At 68.0% G+C, this 18,935-nt stretch carries 17 protein-coding genes and 1 riboswitch; of the genes, 13 read left to right on the top strand and 4 right to left on the bottom strand.

The features are described from left to right. The first annotated feature begins 64 nt into the window (after positions 1-64). Genes rimI through murC form a run of 6 tightly spaced genes read left to right on the top strand, consistent with a single transcriptional unit; the run spans position 65 to position 4,961 of the window. A complete protein-coding gene (gene rimI / locus STH_RS14540) occupies positions 65-538 on the top strand; it encodes a ribosomal protein S18-alanine N-acetyltransferase (protein WP_011197040.1) in 474 nt (157 codons plus the stop codon). 2 nt (positions 539-540) lie between these two features. Beyond that, the gene (gene rnhA / locus STH_RS14535; RefSeq protein WP_011197039.1) at positions 541-984 is read left to right on the top strand and encodes a ribonuclease HI; all 444 of its coding nucleotides are present in this window, start codon (positions 541-543) and stop codon (positions 982-984) included. A gap of 3 nt (positions 985-987) precedes the next feature. Further along, positions 988-2,013 (top strand): tRNA (adenosine(37)-N6)-threonylcarbamoyltransferase complex transferase subunit TsaD, encoded by a 1,026-nt coding sequence (tsaD, locus tag STH_RS14530; RefSeq protein ID WP_011197038.1) that lies wholly within the window; start codon positions 988-990, stop codon positions 2,011-2,013. A gap of 14 nt (positions 2,014-2,027) precedes the next feature. Further along, positions 2,028-2,525: an acyltransferase gene (locus STH_RS14525; protein ID WP_011197037.1), complete on the top strand. Its 498-nt coding sequence runs from the start codon at positions 2,028-2,030 to the stop codon at positions 2,523-2,525. Positions 2,526-2,579: 54 nt separating this feature from the next. After that, complete coding sequence (locus STH_RS14520; RefSeq protein WP_043714267.1) at positions 2,580-3,482, top strand: phosphatase PAP2 family protein; 903 nt, start codon at positions 2,580-2,582, stop codon at positions 3,480-3,482. A 30-nt stretch (positions 3,483-3,512) separates the two neighbouring features. Then, positions 3,513-4,961, top strand: a complete 1,449-nt coding sequence (murC, locus tag STH_RS14515; protein WP_011197035.1) for a UDP-N-acetylmuramate--L-alanine ligase — start codon at positions 3,513-3,515, stop codon at positions 4,959-4,961. Here murC and STH_RS14510 read toward each other — a convergent pair. Beyond that, the gene (locus tag STH_RS14510) at positions 4,906-5,526 is read right to left on the bottom strand and encodes a uracil-DNA glycosylase (RefSeq protein WP_011197034.1); all 621 of its coding nucleotides are present in this window, start codon (positions 5,524-5,526) and stop codon (positions 4,906-4,908) included. The genes murC and STH_RS14510 overlap by 56 nt on opposite strands. A gap of 160 nt (positions 5,527-5,686) precedes the next feature. Here STH_RS14510 and guaB point away from each other — a divergent pair, with 160 nt between their 5' ends. From guaB to STH_RS14485, 5 genes are all read left to right on the top strand, one after another. Beyond that, positions 5,687-7,147, top strand: a complete 1,461-nt coding sequence (gene guaB / locus STH_RS14505) for an IMP dehydrogenase (RefSeq protein WP_011197033.1) — start codon at positions 5,687-5,689, stop codon at positions 7,145-7,147. A gap of 180 nt (positions 7,148-7,327) precedes the next feature. After that, positions 7,328-8,599, top strand: a complete 1,272-nt coding sequence (gene murA / locus STH_RS14500; protein WP_011197032.1) for a UDP-N-acetylglucosamine 1-carboxyvinyltransferase — start codon at positions 7,328-7,330, stop codon at positions 8,597-8,599. A 120-nt stretch (positions 8,600-8,719) separates the two neighbouring features. Continuing rightward, positions 8,720-9,934: an FtsW/RodA/SpoVE family cell cycle protein gene (locus tag STH_RS14495; protein ID WP_011197031.1), complete on the top strand. Its 1,215-nt coding sequence runs from the start codon at positions 8,720-8,722 to the stop codon at positions 9,932-9,934. Positions 9,935-10,089: 155 nt separating this feature from the next. After that, positions 10,090-11,277, top strand: a complete 1,188-nt coding sequence (locus STH_RS14490) for an acetyl-CoA C-acetyltransferase (protein ID WP_011197030.1) — start codon at positions 10,090-10,092, stop codon at positions 11,275-11,277. Between the two features lie 105 nt (positions 11,278-11,382). Beyond that, positions 11,383-12,264, top strand: coding sequence for a 3-hydroxybutyryl-CoA dehydrogenase (locus STH_RS14485; protein ID WP_011197029.1), 882 nt, complete (start codon positions 11,383-11,385; stop codon positions 12,262-12,264). A gap of 210 nt (positions 12,265-12,474) precedes the next feature. On the opposite strand, the gene STH_RS14480 is transcribed toward STH_RS14485, so the two are convergent. Continuing rightward, positions 12,475-13,071, bottom strand: a complete 597-nt coding sequence (locus STH_RS14480) for a TetR/AcrR family transcriptional regulator (protein WP_011197028.1) — start codon at positions 13,069-13,071, stop codon at positions 12,475-12,477. Between the two features lie 94 nt (positions 13,072-13,165). Here STH_RS14480 and STH_RS14475 point away from each other — a divergent pair, with 94 nt between their 5' ends. Then, positions 13,166-13,720 carry a hypothetical protein gene (locus tag STH_RS14475; RefSeq protein WP_011197027.1) on the top strand — a complete coding sequence of 185 codons (555 nt, stop codon included), beginning with the start codon at positions 13,166-13,168 and terminating at the stop codon, positions 13,718-13,720. A gap of 137 nt (positions 13,721-13,857) precedes the next feature. On the opposite strand, the gene STH_RS14470 is transcribed toward STH_RS14475, so the two are convergent. Continuing rightward, complete coding sequence (locus tag STH_RS14470) at positions 13,858-14,718, bottom strand: hypothetical protein (RefSeq protein WP_011197026.1); 861 nt, start codon at positions 14,716-14,718, stop codon at positions 13,858-13,860. A 239-nt stretch (positions 14,719-14,957) separates the two neighbouring features. Here STH_RS14470 and STH_RS14465 point away from each other — a divergent pair, with 239 nt between their 5' ends. Then, positions 14,958-15,959, top strand: a complete 1,002-nt coding sequence (locus STH_RS14465; RefSeq protein ID WP_043714265.1) for a transposase — start codon at positions 14,958-14,960, stop codon at positions 15,957-15,959. Between the two features lie 903 nt (positions 15,960-16,862). Here the strand turns inward: STH_RS14465 and STH_RS14460 are convergent. Further along, the gene (locus STH_RS14460; RefSeq protein WP_043714264.1) at positions 16,863-17,915 is read right to left on the bottom strand and encodes a YkvI family membrane protein; all 1,053 of its coding nucleotides are present in this window, start codon (positions 17,913-17,915) and stop codon (positions 16,863-16,865) included. Positions 17,916-18,722: 807 nt separating this feature from the next. Then, positions 18,723-18,858: riboswitch (molybdenum cofactor riboswitch) on the top strand. Positions 18,859-18,935 lie beyond the last annotated feature (77 nt).

Below are 18,935 nucleotides of genomic sequence, written 5' to 3'. Positions count from 1 at the left end.
CGGGGGCTAGCCGCCCCCTCCTACTCGATCCGGTCTATCTGCGCAGAAGCGAGGCGGAGAGCCTATGGGAGTCCCGGAGATCGCGGTTCACCCCATGACCCCGGCGGACCTGGACCAGGTGATGGAGGTGGAGCGGCTGTCGTACCTCACCCCCTGGTCCCGGGAGGCGTTTGAGTCGGAGCTGCTGCAGCGGTACACCGTCTACCTCGTGGCGCGGGCGGGGGACCGGGTGGTGGGCTTCGCCGGCATGCACGTGCTCTGGGAAATGGCGCACGTGACCAACGTCGCCGTCCATCCCGAGTTCCGGGGCCGCGGGGTCGGCGAGCGGCTGATGCGGGAGCTGATCCGCATCGCCTACCGGCGCGGCGCCGCCCGCATGACCCTGGAGGTCCGGGTCGGGAACGCCCCGGCCCAGGCCCTGTACCGGAAGCTGGGCTTCGTCACCGAGCCCGGAGCGGTGCGCAAGGGCTACTACACGGACACCGGGGAAGACGCCATCATCATGTGGAAGGAACCGCTGGTCGAGGAGGCGATCTGACCGTGCGGGAGGTCATCATCTACACCGACGGCGCCTGCTCCGGAAACCCCGGGCCCGGCGGCTGGGGCGCGGTGCTCCTGTACGGTTCCCACCGCAAGGAGCTGTCGGGCTTCCACCCCCACACGACCAACAACCGCATGGAGATTCAGGCCGCCATCGAGGCCCTGCGGGCCCTGAAGTATCCCTGCAAGGTCAAGCTGTACTCGGACAGCGCCTACCTGGTCAACGCCTTCCGGCAGAACTGGCTGCGGACCTGGCAGCGGAACGGCTGGGTCAACAGCAGGAAGCAGCCGGTGGAGAACCAGGACCTGTGGCAGGAGTTGCTGGAGGCTGCCCGGCCGCACCAGGTGGAATGGCTGAAGGTGCAGGGGCACGCCGACGTGGCGGAGAACAACCGCTGTGACGAGCTGGCGCGCGCGGCGATCGCGGCCGGCACGCAGGGCTGAGAGGTGAAGGGGTTGTCGGAAGGGCTGATCCTCGGTATCGAGTCCTCCTGCGACGAGACGGCGGCGGCCGTCGTCGCGGGCGGGCGCAGGGTGCTGTCCAATACCGTCGCGAGTCAGGTGGACCTCTTCCGCAAGTACGGAGGGGTCGTGCCTGAGATCGCCTCGCGCCGGCACCTGGAGCTGATCCTGCCCGTGATCCGGGAGGCGCTGCAGATGGCCGGCGTCACGTTGGAGCAGATCGACGCGGTCGCCGTCACCCACGGTCCCGGCCTGGTGGGCACGCTGCTGGTGGGGCTGTCAGCCGCGAAGGCCCTGGCCTTCGGCCTGGACAAGCCCCTGATCGGCGTGAACCACCTGCAGGGCCATATCTACGCCAACTTCCTGGTGGAGCCCCCGCCTGAGTTCCCGCTGGTCTGCCTGGTGGTCTCGGGCGGCCATACGGACCTGATCTACATGGCCGGCCACGGCCGGATGGAGCTGCTCGGCCGCACCCTGGACGACGCGGCCGGCGAGGCTTTCGACAAGGTGGCCCGCTCCGTGGGGCTCGGTTACCCCGGCGGCCCGCAGGTGGAGAAGCTGGCCCGGTCGGGCGACCCGGAGGCCGTGCCGCTGCCGCGCGCCCACACGGAGGGGCCTTACGACTTCTCCTTCTCGGGCCTGAAGACCGCGGTGCTCCAGTACGTCCAGCGCACCGGTCCCCTGAACGATCAGCAGCGGGCGGACCTCGCGGCGTCGTTCCAGCGGGCGGTGACGTCGGTGCTGGTGGAGCGCACGGTGAAGGCGGCGGAGGCGAAGGGCGTTCGGCAGGTGATCCTGGCCGGGGGCGTCGCCGCCAACGGCGCCCTGCGGGAGGAGATGCGCGCCGCACTGGAGCCCCGGGGGATCCGCCTCGGCTACCCGCCGCCGGTGCTCTGTACCGACAACGCGGCCATGATCGCCGCCGCCGGCTACTACCTCTGGCGGGCCGGCGTCCGCCACGACCTGGACCTGAACGCCGTGCCCGGGCTGGGGCTCGGCATCGGCGGCTGAGGGGGGATGGCGCCGTGACGCGCCGGCACGAGAGGCTCACCCGGCTGCCCGACTACGGGCCGCACAACCCGCTGCAGTACTGGTACCGGCATGTCCACCCGCTTCGGGTGGTCTGGAACTTCATCTGTATCTACCTCGCCAGGTACTGCCCCTCGCTCACGCTCAAATGCTGGCTTTACCGGCTGACCGGGGCGCAGATCGGGCGCAACGTCTCCATCGGCCTGGCGGTCGTGTTCGACATCTTCTACCCCCACCTCATCCGCATCGACGACAACAGCGTCGTGGGCTACAACTCGGTGATCCTCTGCCACGACTTCCGGGTGCGGGAGGCGTTCATCGGGCCGGTCCACATCGGGCGCGACGTGCTGGTGGGGGCCAACTGCACCATCCTGCCCGGGGTCCGCATCGGCGACGGCGCCGCCGTCTCCGCCATGAGCCTGGTAAACCGGGACATCCCGCCGGGAGCCATGGCCGGCGGGGTGCCGGCGACGGTGATCAGCGCCGCACAGTAATCGCGGACGCCCCGGACCCATAGAATGACAGGACAGGTGGAAGGGGTGGGTGACATGTCGGGCGTGGAGATCCTGCAGGCGATCCAGACCATCCAGTCCCCGCTGTTGGACCGGGTGTTGGGACTGATCACCAACCTGCACCACGAGGCGGTCTACATCCTGGTCCTTCCGCTCATCTACTGGCTCTACGACAAGCGCTTCGGCCGGTACATGTTCTCGGTGTTCGTCATCGGCTTCTGGTCCAATGACTTCCTGAAAGAGGTGTTCCGGACGCCCCGCCCTGACCCCGCCCAGGTGCGGGTGATCCTGGCCGAGACGGGAGGCGGCTACGCCTTCCCCAGCGGCCACGCGCAGACCCCGCTGGTCTTCTGGGGGGCGATCGCCGACCACGTGCGGCGGCGCTGGTTCACGTGGGCGGCGGGCATCCTCGTCTTCCTCATCGGGTTCTCCCGGCTCTATATCGGCGTCCACTGGCCGCTGGACGTGATCGGCGGCTGGGCCATCGGCCTCGTCGTCCTCTGGCTGATGGTGCGCAGCCGGCGGTTCTGGACCGGCGAGGGGCAGTCGCTGGGCCTGCAGGCGCTGCTGGCGTTCCTCCTGCCCGGCGCGGCCCTGGGGCTGCTCGCGCTGCTGGGCCCGGTGGACGAGATCGCCTGGATGGTCATGGGCACCTGGAGCGGGCTGCTGCTGGGGTCCGCCCTGGAGGAGCAGTGGGTGCGGTTTGACCCGCGCGCCGGCACGCCGCTGCAGCACTTGTTGAAGATCATCGTAGGGATCGTGCTGGTACTGGCGGCGAAGGAAGGGCTGAAGCTGGTGCTGCCGGACAGCGGCGTCGGCGACATGGTGCGGTACGGGCTGGTCGCGTTCACGGCGACGCTGGTGGCGCCGTGGCTCTTCGCGCGGTTCATTGCCCGGCCGCCGGCGGTGCAGTTGGAACAGAAGACGCATCACTTGTAGGAAACGTCGTCCCACGAGGGGGAAGCCTGGGTGCTGAAGGCCCGGAAGGTGCATTTCATCGGAGTCGGTGGCTACGGCATGAGCGCGCTGGCCATGGTGCTGAAGCAGCGCGGCACGGCGGTGTCGGGTTCCGACGTGGCCGCCTCTGCCCGCACGCAGCGGCTCGCGGAGGCGGGGGTGGAGGTCCACATCGGCGCCCATGACGCCGCTCACATCGAGGGAGCGGACGTGGTCGTCTACTCGACGCAGGTTCCTGAAGACAATCCTGAGCTGGCAGCCGCCCGGGCCCGGGGGCTGCGGGTGCTCCACCGCTCGGAGCTCCTGGCCGAGTTCCTGAACGGACGGTCCATCGCGGTGGCGGGCACGCACGGAAAGACCACCACCTCGTCGATGGTGGCCTGCCTGCTGGAGAAGGCGGGGCTCGATCCCACCATCCTTCTCGGCGGCGACCTGGAGGTCATCGGCGGCACCGGCAAGGCCGGCCGCGGCGACTGGGTGGTGGCCGAGGCGGATGAGTCTGACCGTTCCTTCCTCCGCTACCATCCGCGGGTGGCGGTGGTGACCAACGTGGAGCCGGAGCACCTGGAGTTCTGGGAGGGGTCCTTCGCCCGCATCCAGGAGGGGTTCCGCCAGTTCCTGCGCCAGGTGCAGCCCGGCGGGCTGGCCGCGCTCTGCGCCGACGATCCGACGCTGCGCAGCATCGGGCAGGAGCTGCGTAACCAACCGGGAGTCGTGCACGTGGTCTTCTACGGCACCCATCCCGAGGCCGAGTGGCGCGCGGAGAACATCCGCCCGTGGGAGAAGGGAATCGTCTACGACTGCGTCCGGGACGGCCGGCTCCTGGGCGAGGTGCGGCTGCCCATCCCCGGGCGGCACAACGCCCTGAATTCCCTGGGGGCCCTCGTCGCCGGGGATTATGCCGGCCTGTCGTTTAGGCAGATGCAGGAGACCCTGCTCTCCTTCGGCAACGCCCGCCGCCGCTTCGAGGTGTGGGCCGACGTGGACGGGATCCGGGTCGTAGACGATTACGCCCACCACCCCACCGAGATCCGGGCCACCCTGGCGGCGGCCCGGGAGCAGGCGGGGCGGCGGGTCGTCGCGGTGTTCCAGCCGCAGCGGTACTCCCGCACCCACTGGCTGATGGATGAGTTCGCCACGGCCTTCCAGGACGCCGACGTGCTGGTGCTGACCCGGATCTACAGCCCGCCGGGTGAGCGACCGATTCCCGGCGTCTCCGCCGAGGCCCTGGCCCGGCGCATCCAGGCCAACACCGGCCGGCCCGTCGCCGTCATCTCCGACCAGGAGGAGATCCTCCGCTTCCTGCTGGCGGAGGTGCGCCCCGGGGACACGGTGATCACCATGGGCGCCGGCGACATCTGGAAGGTGGCCCGGGCGCTGGCCCAGGCGCTGCAGTCCCGGGCGGTTACGCGTACGGCGAGTAGTGGTTCGGGTCGACCAGCTCCCGGTAGCGGGCGATGACCTGCTTCATGTCGTTCCACACGTCCTTCTTCTTCGAGGGGTCCCGGAGCAGGGCGGCCGGGTGATAGGTGGGCATGAAGTGGATGCCCTCCCGCTCGATCCACTGGCCGCGCATGCGGGTGATGCGGGCGCTCGGGTCGATGATCCCCTGCAGCGCCGTGGCGCCCAGGAGCACGATGATTTTGGGCCGGACCAGCCGGATCTGCGCCCGCAGATAGGGCCAGCAGGCCTGCCGTTCCGCCGGCTCGGGCGCGCGGTTCCCGGGCGGCCTGCACTTCACGATGTTGGCGATATAACAGTTCCGCTTCCGGTCGAAGCCGGAGACTTCGAGGATGCGGTCCAGGAGCTGCCCGGCTCGGCCGACGAAGGGACGGCCGAGCCGGTCCTCGTCGGCCCCGGGACCCTCGCCGATGCACATCAGGCCGGCGGGCCAGACGCCCTCGCCGAAGACCACCTGCGTGCAGCCCGCACGGAGGCCGCAGCGCTGGCAGCCCTTCACCACCTCGGCCAGGGCCTCCATGGTGGGGATGCGATCCAGTTCTGTGGGTTCGCCTGTGTAGATCATCTCCGTCCACCTTCATCGGGATGTTTGCCCGTATCTTTCGGTGGCGGGCGGCCCAACACCTCCACATGCAGAAACCCTGCGGGCGGCGGTTGCCGCCGGTTATACGCTATGGTATAATGCTTCAAATTCCGAGCACGAGGCTCAGTCGGAGGTCTGGATCATGGACGCCAAGTTCGGGCCGGAGGCTTTGACTTTCGATGACGTACTGCTGGTCCCGGCGCACTCGGAGGTGCTCCCCCGGGACGTCGACGTCTCAACCCGGCTGACACGCAAGATACGGCTCAACATCCCCCTGGTGTCGGCAGCGATGGACACGGTGACGGAGGCCCGCATGGCGATCGCCATGGCGCGCGAGGGCGGCATCGGCATCATCCATAAGTCGATGTCCATCGAGCGGCAGGCGGAGGAGGTCGACAAGGTCAAGCGTTCCGAACACGGCATCATCGTCGACCCGGTCTTCGTCCACCCCGACGACATGATCGAGACGGCCCTGCAGCTCATGGCCCGGTACCGCATTTCCGGCACGCCGGTGGTGGAGCGGGGCACGCACAAGCTGGTGGGCATCCTCACCAACCGCGACCTGCGGTTCGAGGACAACTGGAATCAGCCCGTCGGCAACGTGATGACCCGGGAGAACCTGATCACCGCTCCGGTGGGCACCACCCTGGAGCAGGCCCGGGAGATTCTGCGCCACGCCAAGGTGGAGAAGCTGCCGCTGGTGGACGAGCATGGGGTGCTGAAGGGGCTCATCACCATCAAGGACATCGAGAAGGCCAAGAAGTACCCCAACTCGGCCAAGGACGAGCACGGCCGCCTGCTCTGCGGCGCGGCCGTCGGCGTGTCCGACGATCTGATGGAGCGGGCTGGCGCCCTGGTCGACGCGGGCGTGGACGTCCTGGTGCTGGACTCCGCCCACGGCCACTCCCGGGGCATCATGGAGGCCCTTCGCAAGGTGAAGCGGAACTTCCCGCAGGTCCAGGTGATCGCGGGCAACGTGGCCACCTACGAGGGCACCCGCGACCTGATCGAGGCCGGCGCCGACGCGGTGAAGGTGGGCATCGGGCCCGGGTCCATCTGCACCACCCGCGTGGTGGCGGGCATCGGCGTCCCGCAGATCACGGCGATCTACGAGTCGGCCAGGGCGGCCGACGAGTACGACGTGCCCATCATCGCGGACGGCGGCATCAAGTACTCGGGCGACATCACCAAGGCCATTGCGGCCGGCGCCTCCGCCGTCATGATCGGCTCCCTCTTCGCCGGCACCGACGAGTCCCCCGGCGAGATGGAGATCTACCAGGGCCGCTCCTTCAAGGTCTACCGCGGGATGGGCTCCCTCGGCGCCATGAAGCAGGGTTCAGGCGACCGGTACTTCCAGGAGGGCGCGCCCAAGCTGGTGCCGGAGGGCATCGAGGGACGCGTGCCGTACCGGGGTCCCCTGGCGGAGATGGTCTTCCAGCTGGTGGGCGGCCTGCGGGCCGGCATGGGGTACTGCGGCACCCGCACCATCGAGGAGCTGCGCAAGAACGGGAAGTTCTGCCGCATCACCGCCGCGGGGCTGCGGGAGAGCCACCCGCACGACGTGATGATCACCAAGGAAGCGCCCAACTACAGCGCTACATAAGAATGCAGGGCGAGGCGAAAACGGCGGCCCGGGCAGCGCAGCCCGGGCCCTTTGCTTGGGAATTGCGGGGGCTTCCTGGACGGGGGTTCGGCTTTCTGTTAAAGTGACTAGGTGTGACCGGGTGAGCGTCCAATCAGCGCATACTAGTATGCAACCCGCATCGTATGGGGGAGACCGCTATTGACAGCGAAGTTCGTCGTCCGCGGCGGCAACCGCCTCTCCGGCACCGTCACCATCGGCGGCGCCAAGAACAGCGCCTTGCCCATCGTCACGGCCGCTGCGCTGGCCGCCGAGGGCGAGTCTATTCTGGAGAACGTACCGGATAACTCCGATATACAACACCTCTGTGAGATATTGAGGGCGCTGGGGTGCCGCGTCGAGCGGGTGGCCGAGACCACCCTGCGCATCCAGGCCCGTGAACTGGAGCACCACGTCGCACCGTATCACCTGGCCCGCCGTCTGCGGGGCTCCACCTATGTGATGGGGCTCCTGCTCGCGCGCCTGGGCAAGGGCGAGGTGGCCTGCCCCGGCGGCTGCGAGATCGGGGCCCGTCCGGTGGACTTCCACCTGAAGGGCTTCCGGGCGCTGGGGGCGGAGGTCGTCGTGGAGCACGGCGCGATGGTCAGCCGGAGGGTGGACCTGCGGGGCGGCCGCTTTTACGTGGATCGGGCCAGCGTGGGCACGACGGTGAACATGATCATCACCGCCAGCCTGGCGCCGGGCGTCACGGTGCTGGAGAACGCGGCCTGCGAGCCGGAGATCGTCGACTTGGCCAACTTCATCAACGCGATGGGCGGCCGGGTCCGGGGCGCCGGCACCAACACGGTGCGCATCGAGGGGGTCGACCGGCTGCGAGGGGCCCGCCACGAGATCATCCCCGACCGGATCGAGGCCGGCACCTACATGATGATGACCGCCGCCGCCGGAGGCGACGTCGTGGTGGAGAACGTCATCCCCGAGCACCTGGGCACGGTGATCGCCAAGCTGGTGGAGGCCGGCCAGGAGGTGGAGGAGCACGGCGACTGCATCCGGGTGCGGGCGCGCCCCATCCGGGCGGTGGACGTGGAGACCCAGGTCTACCCGGGCTTTCCCACGGACCTGCAGTCGCCCTGGGTCGCCCTCATGGGCCTGGCCGACGGCATCTCGGTGGTGCACGAGACGATCTTCGAGAACCGGTTCGGCTTCACCAACGAGCTGATCCGCATGGGGGCGAAGATCAAGGTGGACCGGAACACCGGGATCATCCGGGGCGTGAAGCGCTACACCGGCGCGCCCGTGGAGGCCAGGGACATCCGGGGCGGCGCCGCCCTGGTCACCGCGGCCCTGGCGGCGGAGGGCGTCACCGAGGTGTCCGGGGTGCAGTACATCGACCGGGGCTACACCCGCATGGAGGAGAAGCTGGCCGCGCTGGGCGCCGACATCCGGCGGGTACCCAACGGCAGTGAGCAGTGAGCGCTGGGTCGGCAGGCGCGAACCAAGCCCCATGCCGGGCCGGCGGGCGGTAAGTTGGGCGGACGCAGCAGGGAACGGAAGCTTCCCGCCTAATTTATGTAAGGCATAGGGGGGAGGCTGGTGGCACGTACGGTTCCCTCTGCCCGGCGCCCGCCCGCACCCGCGGCCCCGCCGCCCGTGCCGGGCCTGCCGGACGGCCTGCTCATCGTCGCACTGATCGGCCTCGTCAGCCTTGGCATGGTGATGATCTACAGCACCACCGTCCACGAGGGATCTCCCTCCGCGGTGGTGCGGGAGCTGGCCCTGCAGTTTGGGGTAGGCTGCGCCGGCCTGCTCCTGGGCATGCTCGTGCCGCTGTCGTGGTGGCGCCGGCTGACGCCGCTGCTGCTGGTGGGCGCAGCCGGGGCTCTGGCGTCCCTGCTGATCCCGGGCAATCCCCTGGCCATCACCCGGCTGGGCGCCACCCGGTGGCTTCAGGTCGGCCCCCTCAGCATCCAGCCGTCCGAGTTCGCCAAGCTGGCGTTCATCCTGTTTTCCGCCGGCTTCCTGGACCGGAACTTCCGGCGCATGCGCCTGCCCCAGTGGATGGTCTACCTGGGCGTGACGGCCGGCGTGGCGCTGTTGATCTACCGGGAGCCCGACCTGGGCACGGCCGCGGTGATCGGCGGCATTGCCATCTGCATGCTGTGGGTGGCGCGGGTGCACTGGTTCTGGGTGCTGTCGCTGTTTGGGGGGGCGGTGGGCGCCATCCTCCTGCTGGCCCGGACCAAGCAGCACCAGCAGGAGCGGCTGCTGGCCTGGCGCAACCCCTGGGCGTTCCAGGACACCATTGGCCACCAGATCATCCAGTCGTGGACGGCCATGGCCCGGGGCGGCCTGTGGGGCGTCGGGCTGGGCCAGTCGCTGCAGAAGCTGGGCAACCGGCTGCCCGAGGCGGAGACGGACTTCATCTTCTCCGTGGTGGTGGAGGAGCTGGGGCTGGTGGGCGGCATTGCCGTCATCCTGCTCTTCGTGCTCTTCGCCTGGAGGGGCTTCACCATCGCCCTCCGGGCCCCGGACCGCTACAGCATGCTCCTGGCGGCGGGGATCACCACCTGGGTGGCGGGCCAGGCGGCGCTCAACGTGGGCGTCGTCACCGGAACCCTGCCCAACACCGGCATCCCGCTGCCGTTCCTCTCGTCGGGCGGCTCCTCACTGCTCGCCCTGATGATCGCGACGGGACTCCTCCTGGCCGTCAGCCGGCTGCCGCCGGCTGAGCCCAAGCCGTCGGCCCGGGCGGAACCGGGGCCGGAACCGGCGGCCCGCCCCGGCAGACGGCGCTTCCGGCACCACTGATGCGGAGACCCGGCGCAAGCGTGGATGACCCTGCGCACTCGCCCCTGCTCAACGCAGGGGCTTTGCTGTTTGCGCGTCCGCTTTCGGGAGGCATCTGCTATAATGGTGAGCGTGAGAAGAATTTCACCATTGCCAATCGCAAGGGAGGAGCGCACATGGGCCGGGAAGCCGTCATCGTCAGCGCAGCGCGCACCCCGTTCGGCGCCTTCCAGGGGGCGCTGAAGGATCTGTCCGCGACCGACCTGGGCGCAGTGGCCATTCGCGAGGCGCTGCGCCGGGTGGAACTCCTGGAGCGGCCGGAGGAGATCGACCAGGTGCTGATGGGCCAGGTGGTGCAGGCGGGCGCGGGCCAGATCCCCGCGCGACAGGCCGCACACAAGGCCGGGCTGCCGTTCGGGGTCGTGTCGGCGACCGTCAACAAGGTCTGCGCGTCCAGCCTCTGGGCGGTGAACCTTGCCGACACCCTGATCCGGGCCGGCGATGCCGACGTGGTGGTGGCCGGCGGCATGGAGTCGATGAGCAACGCGCCCTACCTGCTTCAGGGGGCTCGCCGGGGATACCGGATGGGCCACGGGCAGCTGATCGACGGCGTAATTCACGACGGCCTGTGGTGCGCTTTCGGCGACGTGCACATGGGCACCTACGGAGGGCGCGGGGCGCGGGAGTACGGCGTCGCCCGGGAGGAGCTGGACGCCTGGGCCTACCGCAGCCATGTGCGGGCTGCCGCCGCCTGGGACCGGGGCTTCTTCGCGGAGGAGGTGACCCGGGTGGTGGTACCGCAGAAGAAGGGCGAGACCGTCGTGCTGGAGGATGAGCCGATCCGGCGGGACACCTCGCCGGAGAAGCTGGCGGCGTTGCGGCCCGCGTTCGAGCCGGACGGCCCCATCACCGCCGGCAACGCTCCGGGCCTCTCCGACGGCGCCTCAGCCCTGGTGATCATGTCCCGGGAGAAGGCAACGGCGCTCGGGCTGGAGGTCCTGGCGACCATCGTCGCGCAGGGGCAGTACTCCGACGAGCCTCACCTGCTGCACGAGGTGCCCGCCCGGGCGGGGCAGGCGGCCCTGCGCCGCGCCGGCCTCACGGCCAAGGACCTGCACCTGGTCGAGATCAACGAGGCGTTCGCCTCGGTGACCCTCATCTCAACCCGGTTGCTGGGCGTCGACCCGGAGATCGTCAACGTCAACGGCGGGGCCATCGCCCTGGGCCACCCGATCGGGGCCAGTGGCGGCCGCATCCTCATGCACCTGGTGTACGAGCTGCGCCGGAGGGGCGGCGGCTTCGGCCTGGCGGCCATCTGCTCCGGCGGCGGCCAGGGCGAGGCGACGCTGGTGCGCGTGGACTAGCGACACGGGCGGGTGCGCCGGACGCGCAGCGAACAGGGCCGCCCCCGGCGGGGAGCGGCCGATGGACGAGCCTGACGGAAGAAGCTGTGGCAGGAGGGAACGCCGATGATCAAGCGGGTCATGGTGGTGGGCGCGGGCCAGATGGGTTCGGGCATCGCGCAGGTGGCGGCACAGGCCGGGCTGCAGGTCTGGCTGCGGGACCTCGAGCCGCGCTTTGTCGAGCGGGGCCTTGGGGTGATCGAGAAGAACCTGGCGCGCGACGTGGCCAAGGGCCGTCGCACCGAGGAGGAGAAGGCCGCGATTCTGGGGCGCATCACGGGCACGACCGAACTCGGGCCGGCCGCCGAATGCGACCTGGTCATCGAGGCGATCGTGGAGAGCCTGGAGGCCAAGCTTGCGCTCTTCAGGGAGCTGGATTCCATCTGTCCGGAGGTGACCCTCTTCGCCTCCAACACCTCCAGCCTGCCCATCACCCAGCTGGCGGCGGTGACCCGCCGGCCGGATCGGTTCATCGGCATGCACTTCATGAACCCGGTGCCGGTCATGAAGCTGGTGGAGGTCATCCGGGGCATCGCGACGTCGGACGAGACGTACGCGGCGATCCGGAACCTGGCCGAGGCGATGGGCAAGACCCCGGTCGAGGTCAACGACTTCCCCGGCTTCGTCTCGAACCGGGTCCTCATGCCCATGCTGAACGAGGCGATGTTCTGCGTGTACGAGGGCATCGCCGGGGTCGAAGAGGTTGACACGGTGATGAAGTTGGGCATGAACCATCCGATGGGCCCGCTGACGCTGGCGGACTTCATCGGGCTGGACACCTGCCTGGCGATCCTGAACGTGCTCTACGAGGGGTTCAAGGATCCCAAGTACCGCCCCTGCCCGCTGCTGGTGCAGATGGTGCAGGCGGGCTACTTGGGCCGCAAGAGCGGGCGCGGCTTCTACATCTACGACGAGAACGGCGCCACGCCCATGAAGTTCAAGCGGTGATGGAAACGGGGCCGCTCCGCCGCGGTGAATGCGGCGAGAGCGGCCCTGTTCTGCCCGGCCGCCCGTGCCGCGTTCGCCGCGGCGGGGGCGGCTCGCATTCCTCGACTTCGTTGCCGCTGTTGGGGCGGCCGGGGGCATCCTTCCCTCCGCCAGGGCCTCTACCCGGTATGGGACAGAGGCTGGCCATGTGCGCCCCGGACCCGTTCCACGCTACTGCGGCCTGTTGCGGCAGATCCGCCGCAGGGATGTGCGCACGACCTCCTCCATCGTCTCCGGGCGGAGCCGCTCGGGCTCCAGCAGCGCGTGGACGGCCAGGCCGTCGACGATGGCGTACATGCGCTCGGCCTCCAGGGCCAGATCCAGCCCCTCCTCCAGGAGGCCTTCGTGCTGCAGGTAAGCCAGTACCTGGCTGACGAACAGGTGGAGCCGGTTCTCGGGGATGCCCTCCAGGTCCGGGCGGTGGCGGACGTGCTCCATGAAGGAGAACCAGACGTCCATCTCGGCCCGCCGCTCCCCGTCCACCGGCACCACCTCCAGCAGGAGCCGCACGGCCTTCTCCAGCGGCGGGAGGTTCGTGCGCGCCAGCCGGAGGATGCGCTGTTCCACCCTTTCGTTGACCAACCGCATCGCGTAGACCAGCAGGTCATCCTGCTGCCTGAAGTAGTGCCGCAGGGCGCCGACCGACATGCCCGCCTCCGCGGCGATCTTGCGCACCGTCGCCCCCTCCATGCCGTCCCGCAGGATGACCCGCCACATCGCTTCGGCGATGCGCTTCCGCTGTTCCTCGTGATCGACGATCTTGGGCATGGTCTCATTATAGCACAGATGTATTGCAAAAACCAGCGACCCGTGCTACACTTCGTCTTTGGCAATACACTTGTGCGAAAAAGGAGTGCCCGCCTTGAGTCCCATCGCCTACCTGATCGTGGGCATCGAGATCGGTTTCTGGGTTCTCGTGATCTCGGGCCTGGCCGTGCGCTACGTGCTGAACCGGCCGCGCCTGAGTGCCCTCCTGCTGGCCATGACGCTGGTTTTGGACGGCATCCTGCTGGTGGTCACCACGCGCGACGTGCTGGTGAACGGCGCCACGCCGACCCTCGCCCACGGCATCGCCGCCTTCTACCTGAGCGTCTCGGTCACGTTCGGCAAGCGCATCGTCCGCTGGGCCGACGAACGGTTCCAATACTACGTCCTGAAGCGCGGTCCCCGGCCCCGTCAGCTCTACGGTTATGAGCACGCCCGCTACAACTTCAGCGGCAGCATGCTCTACCTGCTGGCGTACCTGCTGGGCGGGGGCTACCTCGGCCTGCTCATCTACCTGATCGGCGACCTGGGCCGGAGCGTCGCACTGCTGCGGGTGCTGGGGTTCTGGACGGTGTCCCTCGTTATCGACATGGCCATTTCCGTTTCGTACTTCATCTGGCCCCGGCGGCCCGAGTCAGAGTCCGCGGACTGAGGATCGGGGCTGAGCCGGGTGCAAGGGCCCAGTCTCCACGTGACTGGCGCGTGCCCGGATCGTTGCCGGACCGAACGATGAACGACACCGGATGATGCCGTGAAGGCACCGTCCGGTGTCGTCACGCGCAGAAGCCGCTATCCTGCCGCGCCGTTCTCACGATGCACGGATTCCTGGTATCGGCGGATGTGCTTGTACAGCCACCGCACCAGGTGCCACTCCTCATCGGGAATCTCCCGCACGGGGGCTTTGCGGGCCAGCCTTCGCCAGATCTGATCGGGCCACAGGTCCTGCAGCGTCACCACGAACAGGTCGATGCCCCTTTCCCGGCAGAGCCCCAGTTTGATCAGGTCTCGGGCGCGCTGAGAGCGGAACTGCACCTCATCGGGAAACCACTCCGTGGGCGTGTAGTGCTGCGGGCCGTTGTACTCGAGCCCCAGCCGGTAGTCGGGCAGATAGAGGTCGATCTCAAGCTCGGCATCGGTCAGCGGGTTGGTCAGACCGGGCAGCCGCGCGTTCACCAGAATCTTGGACCCGGGCAGAGCCATGCGGACGATGAGATACAGGAGGCACTGACCCCGGGACAGGCCGCTTCTGACGCCGTCCGTGAACTGCTTTTCCCACTGCTCGATTTCGACCTGCCGCTTTGACTCCGCCGGGTTTCTGGCCTTCAACCTCATCGGCCGCCTGGCGGTTCCCTCCATGACTAACCAGCGGGAGTGCAGAAGTTGCTGTATCGACTCCCGGATGGTGTCCAGGCTGAACCCGGTGAGGCTCCGAAGCTCCTGATACGTGACGGGGCGGTCCAGCGTGCGCAGCACCGCCCAGATCCACTTCGCCGGACGTGGAAGCGGCTGCAGCAGGATGTCCGACGGCAGGCGCAGACCGTCGTCGGTGTTAACCAGGCAGAAGACGGTCCGCAGGCCCGTCCTGCGGTACTGAACCCATTCTTTGTCGTGCAGTTGACGGAGTGCGTTGTGCAGGGTGGGTCGGGACATACCCGTCAGCTTGTGCAGCTCGCCCAGGGAAAAGGAGGTCCTGGGTTGGAGCGCGCAGAGGTAACACCAGAGGGTCTTGGCCGCCTCAGTGATCGTCCTGTCTTTCCACAGTGGGCGTGTTGCGAAATCCCCGTAAGCCAGTGAAACCTGGAGCATAGAACAGGAAAGCCACCATATCCCGCGAATTGGTTGGATTAGCCGCCAAAACAACCAAAACCGCGGGGATGGTGGCAAGACCAGTGTACCACGCCGTGGCCCTGATTCTCCAGCACTTGCATCGCCTCCTGGACGAAGTTGCTGCCGAACGGCGGGGTCGCAAGCCGAGGAACCAACCCAAGACCGGGCGCCCGCGCTTGTACTCGACCCCCTCGCTGCTCCTGTTCCGAATTGCAGCGGATTTGCTGGGCTGGTCGCTGCGCAAAACGCTCAACTATGCGGAACAGGAAGCGGGAGCATGGCTCCGTAAGGCCCTTGGCTGGGAGCAGGTGCCGCATCTGTCTGTGGTCTGCCGCCGCCTGCACGGCGATGACGTCCGGCGGCTGCGGACCCGCCTCTGGCGCAAGCTGCGCCGGCGCTCCCTGCGGCAAGGAGACCTTCGGGTCTTGACCATCGACATGACGGACTTACCCGTACCCCTCCGGAGGAAGGACCCGGACGCAACCTGGGGAGCGACCTCGAAGGGAAAGTTCTTTGGCTACAAGTTGCACCTGGTCATCAGCCGGACCGGTTTCCCGTTGGCCTTCCGGGTCACCCCGGCCGCCATCCATGAGATGAGGCCTGCAGTCTCGCTCTTTGCTGAGGTGGTCAAGCTGGCGGACCAGAAGCAAAAGGCCGAGTTGACCTACGGGGTGGGAGATAGCGCCTACGACAGCGAGAACCTGTACAAGTTCTGGGCGGATGTGTGTTGCGGGCACTTCCTGTGCGCTCCCAACCGGCGGGGCACGCCGGAGGGGGAAGAAGTGCGGGCGCAGGGGCCTTATCGGAAAGCGGCGCTGGAGTTCTGGAAAACCGACCTGGCACGGAGGATTTATGGCAAGCACCGGTCGCTGATCGAATCGGTGAACGCGCAACTGAAGGACCTGTCCAATCCGTTCCAGGTCGGACAGATTCCGGGATGGATTCGGGGTTTGAGAGGCGTGTCGGATTGGGTGTTCTGGCGGATTCTCGCCTTCTCATCCATTCTCTACGCAAACCGTTTGCGTGGTTCTTGTTCACGCAAGCTCTCACGCTTCATTGCATGAGTTTCGCGACACCCCCTTTCCACAGTGCATCCGGCACGCTGAACTCCACTGGTTTCATGCCGCTCACCGATTAGGGGATTTCTGCCATGGCGACCCAATTCCTGCCAGTTGCTCGGGCGGATGGTTGTTTTGTTGGAGCGGCGCAGGGGGGTAGCCTGACGCAACGGGGTTGTGCGGCGCCCTGAAGCAGGGGTCCGGGGCAAAGTGCGGCGGACTTACACATGCCTGACGGGCGAAGTGAAAATCTGTCGCAGGTAGATGGCGCCGGGGTTCGGGCCGGGATTGTTCAGGTGTGACGGGACCAGGGGGCGGGTGGGAAGTGCGAGGGATTTCTACTTGGCTGGCGGGCAAAGTGAAAATCTGTCTTAGATAGGCAACGCCGCGGACCTGGCCCGGGATTAGTTCAGGTGTGACGGATCAGGGGACGGGAGCGAAGTGCGAGGGATTTCGACTTGGCGCAGGGGCGAAGTGAAAATTCGTCGCAGGTAGATGGCGTCGGGGCTCGGACCGGGATTGCTCAGGTGTGACGGGACCAGGGGGCGGGTGGGAAGTGCGACGGATTTCTACTTCGCAGGCGGGCAAAGTGAAATCTGTCTTAGATAGGCAACGCCGCGGACCTGGCCCGGGATTAGTTCAGGTGTGACGGATCAGGGGACGGGAGCGAAGTGCGAGGGATTTCGACTTGGCGCAGGGGGGAAGTGAAAATTCGTCGCAGGTAGATGGCGCCGGGGCTCTGGACCGGGATTGTTCAGGTGTGACGGGATCAGGGGGCCAGGGCGAAGTGCGAGGGATTTCTACTTGGCGAGCGGCGGAAGTGAAAATCTGTCGCAGATCGGTGCCCGGGCCCTGTTCCGGATCGTTGATCCGTAGGGGACTGGTGCGCGTGACGACCACGCACACCCCCTACCCCCGCGGCACACCCCGGAGCGGTTCTCGCAAGAGCCCCGCGAGCACCACCAGGGCGACGAGGCCAAACAGCGGGTAGAACAGGGCCAGGAGCCGGCTGAACCCGAAGCCGCTGCCCACCAGTGCGAAACAGATGCTGGCGACCACGGCTTCCCGGTATCGCCAGGCCTGGCCGAGCCTCCCGGCGAAGCCGTATGCGCAGCCGACCGCCGTCGTGTAGATCTCCGCCCAGAGCACCACCGCGTAGAACCACTGCACGAAGGGGCCGTGGAAGCGGGTCAGGTACAGCATCGGGATCTCCACCGCCGCTTCGGGGAGGTGGGCGGAAATCGCCAGCGTCATGCCGGCCGCCATCACGCCGAGGGCGAGGCCGCCCAGCAGGCCGCCCCAGAGCAGGGCCGTTCGGTCCCGGATCTCGGCGCCCAGCGGGCCGAGCACCGACAACGCCAGCACCAGGTTGTAGCTGACGTACAGGAGCGCGGACATCCACCAGGAGCGCGCCGGCGCGAGGGCTGCGTGCGGAGAAAGCGCGCTCAGGACCTCGCCGAGGCCGTGGTGGTGCAGCGAGGCGCCGACCAGCCCCAGTACCGCGAGGCTGAGCAGTGGGACGACGACGGTGTTGGCGGCCATGACCCCGCGCATTCCAGCCAGGATGGTGGCGCCGGCGACCACCGCGGTGAGCAGGGTGCCCAGGGCGTACGGCGCCCCGAGTTGCTGGGCGAAGATGGCGCCGCCCCCGGCGATCATGACGGTGAGGGTGATGCCCAGGAACAGGGTGATGGCTCCGTCCATGATGCGCCCGAGGGAAGCACCCAGCACGTGGTGAAGGATCTCCCGGTGGGTCTCTGCTCCGAGTCTGCGGCCCAGGTTCATGGCGCTGATGCCCAGTACGCAGAAGAGCAGCGTGGCAAGCAGGATGCCGGCCAGCCCCGCGGGGCCGTACGCGGCGAAGAAGCGCAGCGTCTCCTGACCCGACGCGAAACCGGCTCCGACCACCGTGCCGATGTAGGTGGTGGCCACGCGGAAGACCGCCGCACCGCGCCTCGCCATGCGCACCACTCCTTTCGCCGCCTTCGGCATTCGGCAAGTTCACCTGGGTTCGCACGCAGCATGAGGGGGTCCGCACCGGGCGCACGGACTCGCATGGCGCACACCTCGCCCGTCCAACGCCGTGCGCCCCGAGCACGCATACGGACTCGCACACGGGAACAGCTGCGAACGCCCAACGCCGTGCGCCCCGGGCACGCATACGGACTCGCACACGGGAACAGCTGCGAACGCCCAACGCCGTGCGCCCCGGGCACGCACACGGCCCGCGCGCGGGGCCATCTTCGCACGCACAACGCCGTGCGCCCCGAGCACGCATACGGACTCGCACACGGGAACAACTGCGCACGCCCAACGCCGTGCGCCCCGGGCACGCACACGGCCCGCGCGCGGGGCCATCTTCGCACGCACAACGCCGTGCGCCCCGAGCACGCATACGGACTCGCACACGGGAACAACTGCGCACGCCCAACGCCGTGCACCCCGGGTACGCACACGGACCCACGCACGGGGTCCATCTGCGCACTCCCAACGCCGTGCGCCCCAAGTATGCATCTGGACTTGCACACGGTGCACAACTGCGCACGCCCACGCCGTGCGCTCCGAGTACGCCTGCCCGGCCCGTACGAGCCACAGACCGGCGCCGTGGCGCTGGTGCAGTGGGGACGCTGGTCCGCCGGGGGCGCACCTGCATCCAGACCCCTGAAAACACGTAGTCTGTCCCTGGTCAGCTAAACATATGTCGGAAGGGGGCCAAGCTTGCTTGCCCTGTCCGCGTCATAAGCCGTATAATGGATCCAGCAACTGAATGATGTGATCACGTCCCGAGTCATGCGACCTGTACCCGATGGGGTATGGTCGCCTGACCGGTCCCGGTCGTACCGGGCCAGGGTTGTCGGGGAAACCTGGCGGCCTCCCGTTGGAAAGGGGCGGAACTGCGGGAGATGCCCGCGTCGTTCTGCTATCTTCCGTTCGGGAGATAGCTTTTTTGCTCCAGGCAGTATCGGCGAAGCAGGTGAGGAC

It is taken from the genome of Symbiobacterium thermophilum IAM 14863, assembly GCF_000009905.1.
GTDB lineage: Bacteria > Bacillota > Sulfobacillia > Symbiobacteriales > Symbiobacteriaceae > Symbiobacterium > Symbiobacterium thermophilum.
Note: the sequence above shows the minus strand (reverse complement) of the source record. Positions and strands in the feature narration are given on the sequence as shown.

What these genes read in the sequence shown, in the direction of transcription:
- rimI (WP_011197040.1), top strand. Translation starts at nt 65, where the DNA reads ATGGGAGTCCCGGAGATCGCGGTTCACCCCATGACCCCGGCGGACCTG.
- STH_RS14520 (WP_043714267.1), top strand. Translation starts at nt 2,580, where the DNA reads ATGTCGGGCGTGGAGATCCTGCAGGCGATCCAGACCATCCAGTCCCCG.
- STH_RS14510 (WP_011197034.1), bottom strand. Translation starts at nt 5,526, where the DNA reads ATGATCTACACAGGCGAACCCACAGAACTGGATCGCATCCCCACCATG.
- guaB (WP_011197033.1), top strand. Translation starts at nt 5,687, where the DNA reads ATGGACGCCAAGTTCGGGCCGGAGGCTTTGACTTTCGATGACGTACTG.
- STH_RS14490 (WP_011197030.1), top strand. Translation starts at nt 10,090, where the DNA reads ATGGGCCGGGAAGCCGTCATCGTCAGCGCAGCGCGCACCCCGTTCGGC.
- STH_RS14485 (WP_011197029.1), top strand. Translation starts at nt 11,383, where the DNA reads ATGATCAAGCGGGTCATGGTGGTGGGCGCGGGCCAGATGGGTTCGGGC.
- STH_RS14480 (WP_011197028.1), bottom strand. Translation starts at nt 13,071, where the DNA reads ATGCCCAAGATCGTCGATCACGAGGAACAGCGGAAGCGCATCGCCGAA.
- STH_RS14470 (WP_011197026.1), bottom strand. Translation starts at nt 14,718, where the DNA reads ATGTCCCGACCCACCCTGCACAACGCACTCCGTCAACTGCACGACAAA.
- STH_RS14460 (WP_043714264.1), bottom strand. Translation starts at nt 17,915, where the DNA reads ATGGCGAGGCGCGGTGCGGCGGTCTTCCGCGTGGCCACCACCTACATC.